We start from the raw sequence: 15,753 nt of genomic DNA, 5'->3' as shown, positions 1-15,753 counted from the left end.
GGCGTTCATGTCCAGCTAACAGTCCGCCGGTCCGGGTGCGACGGCGAGCGCGGCCGTTGCGGTGACATTGCGGTCCCGGCCGGCGGAAGGATCCGCCGTGCGCGTGCCGGGAACGCCGGTGACGAGGTGGTGCGGAGTCCGCGCCGGGGGTTCCTTGCGCACGAAGGCGCGGCGCAGCGAGTGGTAGGGCGCGTCCGGGTCGAAGAAGATGGACCGCATCGCGGCCAGTTCCTCCTGCCGGTGGACGGCCAGCGGCTTGACCGCCTCCTGACGCTCCAGCGTCGGCTTCTTCCGGGCGATCCGGGCCTGTACGTCGGTCGACGAGGCCAGCCGGACGGCCAGTCGGAGGGCCTCGCCCGGGAAGTCCTGGGGCGGGCAGGCGACCGTCCGGTCCACCAGGCCGAGCCGTTCGGCGGCTTCGGCGCCGAGCGGCAGCGCTTCGTGGACGAGCCGTTCGGCGAGCTCGGGGCCCACTCGGTGCGGCAGAGTGCGGGTCCAGTACTCCGAGCCGGACAGGCCCATCAGCCGGTAGTGCGGGTTCAGGACCGATCCCTTGCGGCACCAGACCTCGTCGGCGGCCAGGGCGAGCATTGCTCCTCCGGCGGCGGCGTTGCCGCCCACGGCGGCGATCACCAGCCGGTCGGTGGTGGTCAGCACGGCCTGCACCAGGTCGTTCATGGCGTTGATGTTGGCCCAGGACTCCTCGGCGGGGTCGGCCGCCGCCTCGATGACGCCCAGGTGGATGCCGTTGGAGAAGAAGTCCCGGCCGCCGCCCAGCACCAGAACCGAGGTGGGCCGGGAGCAGGCGGTCCGGTAGGCGTCGAGGAGGCGCGCGCAGTGCGTGGTGCTCATCGCCCCGCCGGGGAACGAGAGGGTGAGATGTCCGACGGCGCCTGTCTCGTCGTAGCGGATGTCGGTCCAGGTTCCGCGGCGCCCGGGTGCGTCCGGCGGGACCGGGTCCTCGGGCAGCGGAGGCAATCGGTCGCCGAGTGCCAGGACGGCGGGGAGTTTGAGCGGGGCGGGCTCTCCCGGCCGCCGCCTGGCCCGCAGCTCCGGGATCCATACGGCGCCGTCGGGGGTCGCCCGGCAGACCGCGCCGGCCCGCGTGGCGAGCAGCTCTCCGGGGCGGCCGCGCAGCCGGTCCTCGGGGTGTCCCCCGTGCAGGAACCATTCACCGCCGAGCAGTTCGTCCAGGACACCGGGGTGCGAGTCGGCTGCCCGCAGCTTGCGCAGCACGGTCTCCGTGGAGTCGGACCGCCAGTCGATCCGCCGGAGGTCCTGGCGGAAGTACGGCCGGGTGCCGCCCGCGGCCCGTGTGCCGTCCTGGGGCCGGGGTCTGTACGTCCCCGAGGCGAACCGGTCGACGGCGAGCAGCACGGCCGTGAGCGCCGCGTCGGAGACCTCGTTGCGGTACAGGTCGCTCTTGCCGACCCGTGGTACGGAGAACCCGACCGACGCCCAGACGTCTCCGGCGTCCATCTCCTCATCGGCCTGCAGAACCGTCACACCCCAACGGGTGACGCCCTCATGGATCGCCCAGTCGAGCGAGGACGGACCACGGTCGCCGACAGGTCCCGGATGGACGATGAGGCACGTGTGCGCCGACCACACGTCCCGCGGGATGGCCGTCCTGAGCATCGGAGCCACCATCAGTTCGGGTGCGAACCGTCGGACCGCGTCCCGCAGATGGCCGTCGGAGAGCGCGAGTTCGACCGCCACGCTGTGGCCGCGGTCCCGCAGTTCGGCGTGGACGCGCTGAGTGAGGCTGTTGAACGCACTCGCGACGAGCAGGATGTGCACGGCGGACTCCCAGCGGTTCTGCGGCTCCCGGCCGGAGCAGGTCCGGCCGGCTGCAAGCCTCGGACACGCGGAACGGGCTCCGTGGGCGCCGGGGCGGCGGAGTCACTCGAAAGGGAACGTCCTGCGGCCACTCGACGGCCGCAACACGGGCCGTGGGAGCGGCAGTGCATCGGGGGGCAGTGCATCGGGGCCCGCCCGCCCGGCCTGTCGGCTCAGGTCTCGTCGGCGCCCTTTCTCTGCCTCCTGACCCGCTTCCCGACCACCGCGGCGGCCGCGGCGGCGCTGCCCGCGAAGGCGAGCGCGACCATCCACGGCTGGTTGAACACATACCAGGTGGCATGGTCGAGGGAGTAACGGCCGGGGCCGGCCAGTCCGATCGCTGCGGCGGTGAAACCGAGGAACGCCGGGTACTCGTACCCGCCGCGATGCGCGAAGAAGCCCGCGGGCGCGTGCACGGCGACGGCGCCCGCCATGGCGCCCGCCGCCGCCGCACCGGCGGCGGGGGTGGCGAGGCCGAGGGCCAGCAGGGCACCGCTGCCCGCCTCGCCGAGTCCTGCGGCCACGGCGCTGTGCTTGGGCGGGTGGAAGCCCATGGCCTCCATGCTGGCGGTGGTTCCTTCGATGCCCTGGCCGCCGAACCAGCCGAACAGCTTCTGGGTGCCGTGCGCGGCCAGGACCGCGCCGGTGCCGACGCGCAGGACAAGAAGGCCGAGGTCACGCCGGTTGACGCAGGTCATGGGGGGTCTCCGCGGGGTAGTGGGGGTGATCCGGGTTACGGATCCACTCTCCGCGCCTCGACGGGTGGACGTACCCCGGTACTACTCCGTCCGGGGGATGGTGCCGGGTGGTCGGCCCGGTGCGGCGAACGCCTTTATGCAACTTGTTGCATAATGGGGTTCCGGTGGTCTACAACTGGCGCAACGACACTGCGTGAGGAGCCGCCGGATGACCCCGTACCCGAATCTGCTGAGCCCGCTCGACCTCGGGTTCACCACCCTTCCCAACCGGGTGCTGATGGGGTCGATGCATGTCGGCCTGGAAGAGGCCCAGCGCGGCTTCGAGCGGATGGCGGCGTTCTACGCCGCCCGCGCCCGCGGCGGAGTCGGGCTCATGGTCACCGGGGGCATCGCGCCGAACGACCGAGCCCGTCCCTATCCCGGCGGTGCCAAGCTGACCACCGAGGCGGAGGCCGAGCAGCACGCCCGGGTCACCGCCGCCGTGCATGCGGCGGGCGGCCGGATCGCGATGCAGATCCTCCACTTCGGCCGGTACGCGCACCATCCGGATCTGGTGGCGCCGAGCGCGATCCAGGCCCCGATCAGCCCCTTCACCCCGCACGCCCTGACGGACGACGAGGTCGAGGAGACCATCGAGGACTTCGTGCGGACCGCCGAGCTGGCACGGCAGGCAGGCTACGACGGTGTCGAGATCATGGGCTCCGAGGGGTATCTGATCAATGAGTTCATCGCAGCCGGGACCAACCACCGCACCGACCGCTGGGGCGGCTCGTACGAGAACCGCATCCGGTTCCCCGTGGAGATCGTGCGCCGGGTCCGCGAGCGGGTCGGCAGCGACTTCATCCTGATCTACCGGCTCTCGATGCTGGACCTGGTGCCCGGCGGCTCCTCGCTGGAGGAGGTCGTGCAGCTCGCCCGGGAGATCGAGGAGGCCGGGGCCACGATCATCAACACCGGAATCGGCTGGCACGAGGCCCGCATCCCCACCATCGCGACGTCCGTGCCGCGCGGTGCGTACACCTGGGTCACCGAGAAGGTGCGCGGAGCCGTCTCCGTACCGCTGGTGACCAGCAACCGGATCAACACCCCCGAGGTCGCCGAGGAGATCCTCGCTTCGGGGCGGGCGGACATGGTGTCCATGGCCCGGCCGTTCCTCGCCGACCCGGACTTCGTCGCCAAGGCGAGCGCGGGGCGTGCCGACGCGATCAACACCTGCATCGGCTGCAACCAGGCGTGCCTCGACCACACGTTCAGCGGAAAGATCACCTCCTGCCTGGTCAATCCGCGCGCCTGCCACGAGACCGAACTCACGTTGTCGCCGACCCGGACCCGTAAGCGCGTCGCGGTCGTCGGCGCGGGTCCCGCCGGACTCGCGTGCGCCGTATCGGCTTCCGAGCGCGGGCACGAGGTGACGCTGTTCGACGCGGCCGACGAGATCGGCGGCCAGCTGAATATGGCGCGCCGGATCCCCGGCAAGGAGGAGTTCGACGAGACGCTGCGCTACTTCCGCACCCGGCTCACGGAGCAGCAGGTCGAGCTCCGGCTCGGTACGAAGGCGACGCCGGACACGCTCGACGGCTTCGACGAGATCGTCCTCGCCACCGGCGTCACACCCCGCTCCCCCGCGATCCCGGGCCTGGACCACCCCAGCGTGGTCGGATACCTCGACGTCCTGCGCGACGGCGCGCCCGTCGGACAGCGGGTCGCGATCATCGGTGCGGGCGGGATCGGCTTCGACGTCGCCGAATTCCTGACGGACGGCGGCGATGCGGCGAGCCTCGACCCGGAGGTGTTCTTCCGGCACTGGGGGGTCGACACCGCGTACCAGGAGCGTGGCGGCCTGCGCCTCCCCGAGCGCCCGAAGCCGCCGCGCACCGTACATCTCCTGCAGCGCAGGACGAGCAAGGTGGGCGCGGGGCTGGGCAGGACGACCGGCTGGATCCACCGCACGGAACTACGGCACCGAGGCGTCACGATGATCGCGGGCGCCACGTACGACCGCATCGACGACGACGGTCTGCACCTGACGGTCGACGGCGAGCAGCACCTCCTGCCGGTGGACACGGTGGTGCTCTGCGCCGGTCAGGAGCCACGGCGCGAACTGCACGAGGAGCTGATCGCCGCGGGCCGTACGCCGCACCTGATCGGCGGCGCCGACGTGGCCGCCGAACTGGATGCCAAGCGGGCCATCCGCCAGGGAACGGAGCTCGCGGCAGCCCTGTGACGCCCGGGCCGTCCCTAGGATGCTCTCCATGTCACTCCCGCACGCGATCCTCACCGCCCTGCTCGAAAAGCCGTCGTCGGGGCTGGAGCTGACCCGCAGGTTCGACCGGTCGATCGGCTACTTCTGGTCGTCCACGCACCAGCAGATCTATCGCGAGCTGGGAAAGCTGGAGCAGGCCGGGCAGATCCGGGCCCTGCCGTCGGCACAGCCGGCCCGTGGGCAGAAGAAGGAGTACGAGGTCCTGCCCGCCGGCCGCGCGGCACTGTCCGCATGGGTGGCGCTCCGGGAGGACCCGAAGCAGATCCGTGATCCGCTGCTGCTGCGGATGCGCGCGGCGGCGGTGGTCGGCGCACCGGGCCTGGACGCGGAACTACGCCGCCACCTGGAGCTGCACCGGAAGCAGCTGGCCGAGTATCTGGCCATCGAGGAGCGGGACTTCCCGCCGGAGCGGAACTCGAAGGAGGACCGGCTGCGGCATCTCGTACTCCGCGGCGGCATCGATCTGGAGAACTTCTGGATCGGCTGGCTGACACGCGCTCTGGACGGGACCCCGGCCACCGGGTCGGGCTTGTCGGCGGGGTAGGGGATCTCCCCCATGTCCTTGGGGTGTTGGGGAGATCAAGGAGGAAACAGCCACCGGATGCCCCGGCGCCGGTCCCCTTATGGCCCGCCGACCGGCGTCCTGCCGAGTTCCGGTCGCAGCGTCAGCTGATCCGTCGCCCGGGGGCTGCCGGTCACAACCCGGGACGGCACACTCGGCGCCGGCCCCGCCTCGACCCTGGCCCGGTACGCCGACGGCGTCGTACTGTCCTGCGCCCGGCTGAGCAGAATGACTCCCCGCACCGCCGCCGCCGACCCCAGCAGCGCCGGGACCAGCGCGATCGTCCCACCCTGGGGGCGTTCGCCGAGCAGCGACAGGCCTATCACCGCGGCGGCAACGGGATTGGCGAGGGTCACGACCGCGAGCGGCGCGCCGAGCCCCCCCTGGTAGGCGGTCTGCGAGAGCAGCAGGCCTCCCATCGCGAAGGCCGAGACGAGCAGCGCCACTGTCACCAGGCGCCAGCTGAACAGCGGGCCCGTGTGGTCTGTGACCGCCACCGTCAGTGTCTGGGTGAGTGCCGAGGCGACGCCCGACGTGATACCGGATGCCGCAGCGTGCCTCAGTCCGGGGCGGGCCCCCGGCCGGCTGAGTCCGGCGACGACCGCCATGGTCGCCGCACCGACCGCGAGCGCCTCGACCAGGCTCAGCGTCTCGTGCGGTGCGGAGCCGCCCGCCGTCAGCAGCAGGGCACCCAGGCCGAGCAGGGTGAGGATCGTGCCGCGCCACTCGGTCCCGGTCACCCGGCGCCCGGCGGCGCGCGCACCCAGCGGTACGGCGGCGACCAGCGTCAGCGCGCCGAGCGGCTGGACGAGGGTGAGGGGCCCGTATTTCAGCGCCGCGACATGCAGCAGCGCGCCACCGGCGTTGAGTCCGACCGCCGACCACCACGCCCCGCGCCCGAGCATCCGGAGCACTCCGGTGCCCGGATCGGTGCGTCCGGCGAGCCGGGACTGAGCCACCGCAGCCGAGGCGTACGCGACGGCGGAGACCAGGGAGAGGGCGACAGCGATCAGCGTGGCGTTCATGGCCGGCCCCCGGACGACGAGGCGTACGCCTGGGAGGCGGCCGGGTCGGGAACACGGGACTCCGGCAGCGCGGTACGGGCGGGCGCGGGCTCGCTCCCTGCACCGGAAGGCCACGGCAGATGCCCTCGGACCGGCTCCGTCCGCTGGAGCCGCAGCGTCGCGAGCGCCACGGCGAGCAGCGCGCTGACGACGATCGAGTCGAGCCAGTAGTGGTTGGCGGTTCCGACTATCACCAGCAGGGTGACGAGCGGGTGCAGCAGCCACAGCCAGCGCCACCGCGAACGCGTCGCGACGATCAGTCCGACGGCGACCATCAGCGCCCAGCCGAAGTGCAGCGAGGGCATCGCGGCGAACTGGTTCGCCATCGAGTCGGTCGCCGGAGTGTCTCCGTACACCGTCGGCCCGTACACCTGGCCGGTGTCGACGAGTCCGGCGGCGTCCAGCATCCGCGGCGGGGCAAGCGGGAACAGCAGGTGGAGTGCGAGAGCGGCACCGGTGAGCGCGGCGAGGATCCGGCGCGACCAGACGTAGTGGCGCGGGCGGCGCCAGTACAGCCAGGCCAGGAAGAGCAGCGTGGCCGGGAAGTGCACGGTCGCGTAGTAGGTGTTCGCGAGGCGGATCAGCGTCTCGCTGTGCAGCAGCGCGCCCTGCACGGCGCCCTCGTTCGGCAGATGCACCGCGCGTTCGAAGTCCCAGACGTGTCCGGCGTTGCGGTACGCCTCCTCGACGTGACCGTTCGCGGCCTGCCGGCCGAACTTGTAGACCACGAAGAGCCCTACGACGAGAAGGAGCTCGCGGACGAGGGGCGGTCGGGCAGAAGTGTCCGGCTCCCGATCTGCGGGCTCGCTACGGGCGTACATCACCCGGTGCCCCTTTGCTGACGAAGCGGTGTTACGGCGGCATGGTCCAGTCCGTGCCATATCGATACGCCAGTGTACCGATACGTTCACGTATCGGTACACGCGCGTTTCGGTACACTGGCGTATCGGAAGACCTCGTCGCACAGTCGCAGAGAGGGAAAGCACATGTCGTCGCACAATTCCGTGCAGGAACAGACCCACACCTCGCGTCGCTCGAAGATCACGCCAGAGCGGGCGCAAGAGTTCTACACGGCTGTGCTCGACATACTCAGGGAGAGCGGATACGAATCGCTCACCATGGAGGGGGTCGCCTCCCGCACCCGGTGCGGGAAGTCCACGCTCTACCGGCAGTGGGGCTCCAAGACGGAGCTGGTCGTCGCGGCGCTGCACAGCACCCGGCGAATGCCGCTCTCGCACATCGACACGGGCTCGCTCGCCGGTGACCTGCGCGAGGCGGCCCGGGCCATCGGCGCGGGTTCCGGACGGGACACCCGGCTGATGCACGCACTCAGCCATGCCGCGCTGCAGAGCCCGGAGCTGCTCTGCGCGCTGCGCGAGGCGCTGATCCTGCCGGAGATCGCAGCGATCGACGCCATGGTCCGACAGGCCATGGAGCGTGGCGAGATCCCCATGGACAACCCCGCGGCGGAGTTCGTCTCCGCACAGCTGCTGGGCGTGATGCGGGCCAGGCCGCTACTGGAGGCGAAGATCGCGGATGAGGCATATCTCACCCGCTTCGTGGAGAGCGCCATCTTGCCCGCACTGGGACTGGGCCCGGCCGATACCGGGTCCTGATGAACGTGGGCCGTCGTCCAAGCGGATGGCGAGGGCCCGCCTGCGCCGCACCGTGGGGACGGGGGCGGCGCACCCTCCGGCCGGCCGGTGACTTCTTCGGGAGTCACCGGCCGCCCGTGCTCCGGGGGCGCTCACCGGCTAGTCCATCAAACAAACGATTGGTAGATTCATTTCGGCGACGAGTTCGGCACCAGCAGAGGAGGACCATGGGCATCGGCAGCCCCATCGACTTCACCGGGCGAACGGCGATCGTCACCGGCGGCACGAAGGGCATCGGCGCCGCGATCGCCGAGGCGTTCCTCGCCGCGGGCGCGGAAGTGCTGGTCTGCGGACGCAATGAACCGTCGGAGCTGCCGGCGGCCGGTGGGCGGACCGCTCGCTTCCGGTCGGTCGACGTCCGCGACCCGGGGGCGTCCGCCGCACTCGTCGACGCCGCGGTGGAGCGGTACGGACGGCTGGATGTGCTCGTCAACAATGCAGGCGGCTCCCCCGACGCCGACGCGGCGACCGTGTCGCCGCGGTTCGTCGAAAAGGTCGTCGCGCTGAATCTGCTGGCGCCGTTCTATGTGGCGCAGGCGGCGAACCGGGTCATGCAGCGACAGGACGGCGGCGGCTCGGTGATCAACATCGGCAATGTCTCCGCACACACCCCGCAGCCGGGCACCGCCGCCTACTCGGCGGCGAAGGCGGGGCTACTGGCACTGACCCGGGCGCTGGCCCTGGAATGGGCGCCGAAGGTGCGCGTCAACCACATCACGACCGGACTGATCCGCACCGAGAGCGCGGCGTCGGTGTACGGCGAGGACGGCGCTGCGGTGGTGGCGGATGTCATTGCGATGCGGCGGATGGCGGTGCCGGACGATGTCGCGCGCGCCTGCCTGTACCTGGCCGGCGATCTCGCGGCGTATGTCAACGGCGCCGATCTGGCGGTGCACGGCGGCGGCGAGGTGCCGGCCCGGTTCCTCGCCGCGAAGGGCCGATAGCGGGAGGGGCTCAGGGGACGGCCCCGACCGGGCCACCCCCTCCTCCGTCCTGCGCGTTGCCGGATCTGCATCCCACCTGCTTTCAAGAGGGGCTCGTCGACAGCCGCCGGGCGACCGCCGTGACTGAGCCCCCAGAGGCGGACGGTGCATACGACACGGACGCAACACTGATGACGGAACGTCAGGAGATCGATACGACTGCGGCGCGGCACCGACGACCGGCTGGCAAGCGTTCCGACCACGTTCAGTAGCGGCCCCCGCTGAGGCGCCTTCGGACTCCTCCCGGTGTTCCACGGTCGGCGGTCGGCGGTCGGCGGTCGGCGGTCGGCGGTCGGCGGTCGGCGGTCGGCGGTCGGCGGTCGGCGGTCGGCGGTCGGCCAGAGAACCACTGCTGGCAGGTGGGTGGTTCGCCGGGTGAGGCGCAGGGTCACGAGCGTGATGGCAGCCGCGATGCATGGGCCACGAGGAACAGGAACAGTCCGCAGGTGGCGACCAGGATCCAGCCCGGACGGGATGCGTGTGCCAGCCCTGCCGGGCCTGTACCGGCGACCAGTCCGCCGGCGATGGCGATGCCGACCGCAGAGCCGAACTGCCGTGCGGTGGACGTGATCGCTCCGGCCACGCCGGCACGGGTCGCAGGCAGTCCGCTCACTGCGGTGTTGGTGATCGGAGCGTTGGCGAACCCGAACCCGATGCCGATGAGCAAGTAGGCAAGCAGGAGCAGTGGCACGCTCGTGTGCACGTCGAGCCTGACCAGGCAGAGTCCGCCTGCCGTGATGAAGCCGCCGGCCAGGACAAGCGGCGGCCGCGCTCCAAGACGACCGACCAGCCGACCGGACAGGGGTGCGCAGACGGTCGCTCCGGCAGCCATGGGCAAGGTCGCCACCCCGGCGGCGAGTGGCGTCCATCCCCGGGTGTGCTGCAGGTAGAGGGTGTTGAGCAGCAGCGTCACGTTCAAGGCGACGAAGACCGCCACGGCGCCCAGGACCGCACCGCTGAAGACCGGGCTCCGGAAGAGCCCCGGATCCATCAGCGGCTCGCGTCGGCGGGACTCGACCCACACGAATCCGACCGCCGCCACGGCGGCGAACGCGTACGCGGAAAGCGCCGCGAGCGACGTCCAACCGATGTGCGGCCCCTCGATGAGGACACCGACCGAGACCCCAATGACCGCTGTCAGCAGGACCTGACCTGGCATGTCGAGCCGCTGCGCCCGCTTCGCCCGGGACTCCGGCACGAACACCGCGCTCAGCGCCAGGGCGACTACGATGACCGGCGCGTTGACCCAGAACACCGAGCGCCAGCCGATACCCGCGATGAGAGCGCCGCCCGCAACAGGACCAGCGGCCATGCTGAGCCCGAAGACCGACGCCCAGACGCCGATCGCCTGCGCTCGCTCCCTAGGGTCGGGCATCGCGTTCACCACGATCGCGAGAGCCACGGGACTGAGCATCGAGGCGCCGATTCCCTGGAGAGCACGGGCCGCGATGAGCACGCCCACCGAAGGGGCGATCGCGCAGACCAGCGAGGCCACCCCGAACACGACCAACCCGAACTGGAACACCCGTCGGCGTCCGAAGCGGTCCGCCAGCGCACCGGAGGAGATCAGGAGACTGGCCAGGACCAGGGTGTAGGCGTCCACGGTCCACTCGAGCCGGCGAGTCCCGGCATCCAGGCCGCGCCCGATGGCCGGCAGGCCCACGTTGATGATGGTGGTGTCCAGACCCACCAGGAACATGCTCAAGCAGCAGACGGCCAGCACCGTCCAGCGTCTACGTGCGCTCAGAACGGGCTGAACAGCGTGAATCGTCGCGGTCACGGCCTACCTCTCAAGTCCGGAAGCATCTGTCCGGCCATGCTCGGGCCGGAGGACGACCACTGCCCAGCAGATTTGCGAAGACTGCAAAATGGTCTCCATGGACGAGGAACTGGAGCAGATACTCGACGGCATCGGGCCCCGCCTGCGCGCGCTGCGCCGGGACCGTCGACTCACGCTGGAGGCGCTTGCCGCTACGACCGGGTTCTCGGTGAGCACGCTGTCCCGTCTTGAGTCAGGCAAACGGCGCCCGACCCTGGAACTGCTCATCCCGCTCGCGCGTGCGCACCGCATCGCACTCGACCAACTGGTGGCCGCACCGGCCAGCGGTGACCCACGGGTGCATCTCACCCCCTTGCGCAAGGGGCACGGCAGCACCCTCGTGCCCCTGACGCAGTACCCAGGCCGGGTGCAGGTGTTCAAGCAGGTACTGGCTCCCCGCGAACCGAAGCCGGTCACTCATGACGGCTACGAGTGGCTCTACGTCCTCGCAGGCGAGCTGCGCCTCATTCTCGGAGAACACGAATTCACCCTCGGCCCCGGCGAAGTGGCCGAGTTCGACACCGGAGAACCCCACTGGTTCGGTCCGGCGAGCACGAGCGCCGTGGAAATCCTGCACCTGTTCGGGCCACGAGGCGACCGAGCAGTCGTCCGCGCGAGACCGTCTACGGCCGATCCCGCCCCGGTGGCCGGCACAACCCCACCGTCAACAGCCTCATGACCCACAACAGTCAGCGAACCCGGTGATCAGCGCTACCACGGATACCTCACTCGCTGTCGCTCTTCGTCCGACCCCGGTCACTCGGATCCGCACAGCGGGATCAACAGGGTGAACGTCGTGGGTTCGTGGTTCGCCAGGACAAGCCGGCCGCCCGCCGCTTCGGCGATTTCCCTGGCCGGTGCGAGGCCGATACCCGCTCCGGTGCCGGTCGTGTGCCCGCGGGCGAACAGCGCCGTCGGGTCGGTACGGATCGCCCCCTCGTCGCGGACGTCGAGGGCGACCGCGTCCGCGAGGTCCCGCGCGCTCACCTCGACCGAGCCGTGGCCGTTGCCGTGGCCGCGCGCGTTGTCGAGCAGAATGTCCAGGATCTGAGCGAGGGGCCGTCCCGGTACCGGAACGCTGCGGAGCTCAGGGGCGACGGGGAAGTCGAGGCGCCGGCCGTCGCGGGCGAAGAGTCCGTGCCGCCGGTTCTCCAGATCGTCGAGCAACCGCCCGAGCGGCTCAGGGGCTGCCGGAACGGGTGCGGGCTGCTGTGTGCGGGCGAGCTGGAGCACACGGCTACCGTCTGGAGGCCGACGGTGCCGGTCACGATCACGGCGGAGCATGAGCCGCCACTTTCGTCTACAGTCCTGTAGACGAAAGTGCTGCGACCGGGCTGCGGGCCCCCGACGAAGGACTCGACTGCCGTGACGGAACTTCTGCAACGCCGCGTCCTGGTCGTCGAGGACGACCACGGGCTGCGCGACGTGCTCGCCCGCGGACTGCGCGAGGAGAACTTCGCCGTCGTGACCGCCGCCAGCGGAGCCGGCGCCCTGCGCACCCTCGACGACCGAGTGGATGCCGTCGTCCTCGACATCGGGCTGCCCGACTCGGACGGCCGGGACGTGTGCCAGGCCATGCGTTCGGCGGGGCTGCAGGCCCCGGTGGTCTTCCTCACCGCGCACGACACGCTCACCGACCGGCTCTCGGGCTTCTCGGCGGGCGGCGACGACTACCTCGCCAAACCCTTCCACCTGGCCGAGCTGGCCGCCCGGATCCGCGCGGCGCTGCGCCGCGCCGGACCCGACCCCGTGGTCGAGCTGGCGGAGCTGCGGCTCGATCCCGTACGCCACCTCCTGGAGGTGCGCGGCAAGCCGGTGGCGCTCACCCCCACCGAGTTCCGCCTGCTGGCCGCACTGATGGCGGCGCCCGGAACCACCGTACGCAGACGGGAACTGCTGCGCGCGGCCTGGCCCGACGGGGCTCAGGTCAGCGACAACACGCTCGACCAGTACCTGACCCGGTTGCGCCGGAAGCTGCGCGAGGCGGACAGCCCACAGGAGATCAGTACCGTACGAGGCGTCGGGTACCGACTGATATGAGACGGTTCCGCGTCATCGGACGACTCCGCGCCGCACTGCCCCGCACCCTGCGGGGCCGCCTCGCCCTGCTCGCCCTGGCCTCCGCCACTGCCTGGGTCGCCGCGCTCACCGTCGCGTTCAACATTGTCCTCGCCGGACGGCTGAACAGCCAGGCTGCCGACCTGCTGCAGACCCGTGCCGCGGCGGTGGCCGCCACCGTCGAGGCGCGCCCGGACGGCGGGATCGTCGTCCATGAACCGGCCGACGACCGTGCCCTGGATGTCGGCACGTGGATCTACCGCGGCAGCACGGCCGTCGAACGGCCGAGCGCGCCCGCCGCGCTCCAGCGGCAGGCGGACGGGCTCGCCGGCCAGGGCATCAGGTACCAGGAGTCGGGCGGCAGGAATGCCTCCCGGCTTTATGCCCTGCCGGTGCGCGCCGGCAACCGGCAGACCGGCACCGTCGTCGTCGCCGTCTCCCTCGACCCATACCGCAGCACCGCCCGCGCCGCCCTCGCCGGTTCGGCGGTTCTCGGGCTGCTGCTCCTGGCCGGGGTGTATCTGCTCACCCGCACCATCGTCGAGCGGGCCCTGCGCCCGGTCGCCGAGATGAGCACCCAGGCGGCCCGCTGGAGTGAGCTCGGCGCCGCGGAACGCTTCGGTGCCGGCCACCGCCCGGACGAGCTCGCCTCGCTCGCCACCAACCTTGACGAACTCCTGGACCGGCTGGCCGCCGTACTGCGCCACGAACAGCTGCGGACCGCCGAGCTCTCGCACGAGCTGCGCACCCCGCTGGCCCGGATCGTGGCCGAGACCGACTGGCTCACCGCCCGGCCACGGGACGCGGCCGGACAGCACGCCTCCCACGAGGCGATCGCTGCCGCCGCCACGAGCATGCGGCACATCTGCGACACCCTGCTGTCCGAAGCCCGCGCGCGCACCGGGCAGCCGCCCGGCCGCTGCCGACTGCCCGCATTGGTCCATCACGTGGCCGAGCAGTACGCGCAGCAGCACCCCGACGCCCCGCCGCTGTCCGTACGGGGCGGCGCCGACGTCACCGCAGGGGTCTCCCCCGCGCTCGTGGAACGCATGCTCATGCCGCTGCTCGACAATGCCCGCCGCTACGCCGCCACGGCCGTCACCCTGACGTACGCGCAGACCCCGGCCGGTGTCGAGCTCGCCGTGACCGACGACGGCCCGGGTGTGCCCCCGGAGACCGGGGCGGACGTCTTCGAGCCGGGCCGCCGCGCCGACCCGGACGACGGTCATGACGGGGCCGGTCTCGGGCTGGCCCTGGCCCGGCGGCTGGCCCGCGCCTCCGGCGGCGACATCGAGTGGGACCCGGCCGCCGGAGCACGGTTCGTGGTCAGCCTTCCGACGGGCTGACGGGAGCGGGGGTCGCGTCCCGCCGGGTCACCGTCAGATAGCTGACGAGGGCCAGGATCAGGACGAGGAAGATCGCGCTGGTGCCGACCGTACCGAGGCCAAGACCGCCGTCGGCGCGCGCCTGGGAGAGGTAGTCGCCGAACGAGGCTCCCAGCGGGCGGGTGAGGATGTACGCGATCCAGAATGCCGGGACGGCGGCGAGGCCGAGCCCGTAGTGGGCGGCGGCCACGGCGGCGATGAGCACGGCGAACAGCACTGCGGACACCCAGTACCCGAGGTCCATCCGCTCCGCCGTGAGGTCGCCCGCCGAGGTGCCGAGAGCGAACGTGAAGAGGATCGCCGCCCAGTAGAACGCCTCACGGCGGACCGTGTGAATGGAGTGGATGGACAGCGTCCGCTCGCTCGCGTACCAGGCGGCGAACACCGCGACGAGCGCCACGGCGAAGACGGCTGTCGTCGTCTCCAGCGCGACCCCGAAATTGTCCGTGAGGTTGTCGCTCACCAGCGTGCCGACCACGCTGATCAGCACCACGGCGAGCCAGTAGAGCCCGGGGACGTACCTCTTGGCCCGGAACTGGAACCAGAGCGTGCCGATCAGCAGCACAGCCATGACCAGCGACGTGTTCGTCAGCCCCAGACCGAGGTTCTCGTTGAGGAGATCGGCGGCGGTCTCGCCCACCGTCGTGCACAGCACCTTGATCACCCAGAAGTAGACCGTGACTTCGGGGACCTTGTTCAGCATCTGCCGAGCCCCGGCACGTGCCGGATACGCAACTGTTTCGTTCGTCATGAACGGTGAGGCTGGCACGGCGAACCTGAACACATCCTGACTGCTTCTCCACGGCCGGCCCCGGTGCGCCCATGCCCGCTGTCGAGCCTGTCGCGCGGACGGCTTCGCGTAACGGCCTCCCCCACTCCCTGTCGTGGGGGAGGCCGTAAGGTCCGGGCGCGGCCTCCGTGACCTGTCGCAGCGAAGTTAGTCGGCTGGGTCCCGCTGACCTGCGTGGACTATGTTGCGTGAGACGGGCTCTCCAGGGTGTTTCTGGCGGCTTCGTCGGTGACAGCCGGGACGGCGTTATCGCAGTGGCCCTTGCTCGTCCACGAACAGGGTGAGCGTGGACAGGAGCACATCGGCGTTCGCCGGGCCGTAGGCGATGTTGAACGTGTCCAGCCAGTACGACCAGTCCTGCCTCCCGGCTGCGCTGCTGAATCGGTAGTTGAGCTGCCGGCGCGCCCACTGGCCGGGGGCGAGCCGCACTGCCGGGGGCCCTCGTGGCCGGGCGGCAGGGCGAACAGGTGCTGCACTCGGGGGAAGTCTCGAAGCCGTCCGTCGGCTTCACGGAGCTGGACATCGACTTTGCTGCGGTCTTCGACTCTGGTGCGCAATTCCGGGTGGGTGGTCAGGCTGTGAGTCGGTAGCTGAGGCGGGTGAGGTTGCTGGTGCGGCTGCGGTCCAGTGGATGCTC

The 15,753-nt window shown here is 71.1% G+C and carries 15 protein-coding genes; 7 read left to right on the top strand and 8 right to left on the bottom strand.

The features are described 5' to 3' along the window. Positions 1 to 15 precede the first annotated feature (15 nt). Together ACGFSA_RS27515 and ACGFSA_RS27510 are read right to left on the bottom strand one after the other, a co-directional pair. Positions 16 to 1,800 (bottom strand): enoyl-CoA hydratase-related protein, encoded by a 1,785-nt coding sequence (locus ACGFSA_RS27515; protein ID WP_393308651.1) that lies wholly within the window; start codon positions 1,798 to 1,800, stop codon positions 16 to 18. A 212-nt stretch (positions 1,801 to 2,012) separates the two neighbouring features. Then, positions 2,013 to 2,537: a DoxX family protein gene (locus ACGFSA_RS27510; RefSeq protein ID WP_393308649.1), complete on the bottom strand. Its 525-nt coding sequence runs from the start codon at positions 2,535 to 2,537 to the stop codon at positions 2,013 to 2,015. Positions 2,538 to 2,745: 208 nt separating this feature from the next. Here ACGFSA_RS27510 and ACGFSA_RS27505 point away from each other — a divergent pair, with 208 nt between their 5' ends. Beyond that, positions 2,746 to 4,761: an FAD-dependent oxidoreductase gene (locus tag ACGFSA_RS27505; protein WP_393308647.1), complete on the top strand. Its 2,016-nt coding sequence runs from the start codon at positions 2,746 to 2,748 to the stop codon at positions 4,759 to 4,761. Between the two features lie 28 nt (positions 4,762 to 4,789). Continuing rightward, a complete protein-coding gene (locus tag ACGFSA_RS27500) occupies positions 4,790 to 5,344 on the top strand; it encodes a PadR family transcriptional regulator (RefSeq protein WP_393308645.1) in 555 nt (184 codons plus the stop codon). A 77-nt stretch (positions 5,345 to 5,421) separates the two neighbouring features. Here the strand turns inward: ACGFSA_RS27500 and ACGFSA_RS27495 are convergent, their stop codons facing one another. Both ACGFSA_RS27495 and ACGFSA_RS27490 read right to left on the bottom strand, forming a co-directional pair. Beyond that, positions 5,422 to 6,387, bottom strand: coding sequence for a hypothetical protein (locus tag ACGFSA_RS27495; protein WP_393308643.1), 966 nt, complete (start codon positions 6,385 to 6,387; stop codon positions 5,422 to 5,424). Next, a complete protein-coding gene (locus ACGFSA_RS27490; protein WP_393308641.1) occupies positions 6,384 to 7,247 on the bottom strand; it encodes a phosphatase PAP2 family protein in 864 nt (287 codons plus the stop codon). Before ACGFSA_RS27490 ends, ACGFSA_RS27495 begins: the two co-directional genes overlap by 4 nt. Positions 7,248 to 7,412: 165 nt before the next feature. Between ACGFSA_RS27490 and ACGFSA_RS27485 the strand changes: the two genes are divergently transcribed. Together ACGFSA_RS27485 and ACGFSA_RS27480 are read left to right on the top strand one after the other, a co-directional pair. Further along, positions 7,413 to 8,042, top strand: a complete 630-nt coding sequence (locus ACGFSA_RS27485; protein ID WP_393308639.1) for a TetR/AcrR family transcriptional regulator — start codon at positions 7,413 to 7,415, stop codon at positions 8,040 to 8,042. 206 nt (positions 8,043 to 8,248) lie between these two features. After that, the gene (locus ACGFSA_RS27480) at positions 8,249 to 9,025 is read left to right on the top strand and encodes an SDR family oxidoreductase (protein WP_393308637.1); all 777 of its coding nucleotides are present in this window, start codon (positions 8,249 to 8,251) and stop codon (positions 9,023 to 9,025) included. A gap of 427 nt (positions 9,026 to 9,452) precedes the next feature. On the opposite strand, the gene ACGFSA_RS27475 is transcribed toward ACGFSA_RS27480, so the two are convergent. After that, on the bottom strand, positions 9,453 to 10,787 hold the full coding sequence (locus tag ACGFSA_RS27475) for an MFS transporter (protein WP_393308710.1): 1,335 nt from the start codon (positions 10,785 to 10,787) through the stop codon (positions 9,453 to 9,455). A 145-nt stretch (positions 10,788 to 10,932) separates the two neighbouring features. On the opposite strand from ACGFSA_RS27475, the gene ACGFSA_RS27470 reads away from it, so the two are divergent. Further along, a complete protein-coding gene (locus tag ACGFSA_RS27470) occupies positions 10,933 to 11,562 on the top strand; it encodes a helix-turn-helix domain-containing protein (protein WP_393308636.1) in 630 nt (209 codons plus the stop codon). Between the two features lie 77 nt (positions 11,563 to 11,639). On the opposite strand, the gene ACGFSA_RS27465 is transcribed toward ACGFSA_RS27470, so the two are convergent. After that, on the bottom strand, positions 11,640 to 12,116 hold the full coding sequence (locus tag ACGFSA_RS27465; protein ID WP_393308634.1) for a sensor histidine kinase: 477 nt from the start codon (positions 12,114 to 12,116) through the stop codon (positions 11,640 to 11,642). Between the two features lie 144 nt (positions 12,117 to 12,260). Between ACGFSA_RS27465 and ACGFSA_RS27460 the strand changes: the two genes are divergently transcribed. Further along, positions 12,261 to 12,923, top strand: a complete 663-nt coding sequence (locus tag ACGFSA_RS27460; RefSeq protein WP_393308708.1) for a response regulator transcription factor — start codon at positions 12,261 to 12,263, stop codon at positions 12,921 to 12,923. After that, a complete protein-coding gene (locus tag ACGFSA_RS27455; protein ID WP_393308632.1) occupies positions 12,920 to 14,287 on the top strand; it encodes a sensor histidine kinase in 1,368 nt (455 codons plus the stop codon). Before ACGFSA_RS27460 ends, ACGFSA_RS27455 begins: the two co-directional genes overlap by 4 nt. On the opposite strand, the gene ACGFSA_RS27450 is transcribed toward ACGFSA_RS27455, so the two are convergent. Both ACGFSA_RS27450 and ACGFSA_RS27445 read right to left on the bottom strand, forming a co-directional pair. Next, on the bottom strand, positions 14,268 to 15,077 hold the full coding sequence (locus ACGFSA_RS27450) for a hypothetical protein (RefSeq protein WP_393308630.1): 810 nt from the start codon (positions 15,075 to 15,077) through the stop codon (positions 14,268 to 14,270). The genes ACGFSA_RS27455 and ACGFSA_RS27450 overlap by 20 nt on opposite strands. A gap of 285 nt (positions 15,078 to 15,362) precedes the next feature. Next, positions 15,363 to 15,545: a hypothetical protein gene (locus ACGFSA_RS27445; RefSeq protein ID WP_393308628.1), complete on the bottom strand. Its 183-nt coding sequence runs from the start codon at positions 15,543 to 15,545 to the stop codon at positions 15,363 to 15,365. Positions 15,546 to 15,753: the final 208 nt, after the last annotated feature.

The sequence above is a fragment of the Streptomyces sp. NPDC048496 genome, assembly GCF_043200055.1.
Lineage (GTDB): Bacteria > Actinomycetota > Actinomycetes > Streptomycetales > Streptomycetaceae > Streptomyces.
The sequence above is the reverse complement of the archived record's forward strand: the minus strand, read 5'-3'. Positions and strand labels throughout refer to the sequence as shown.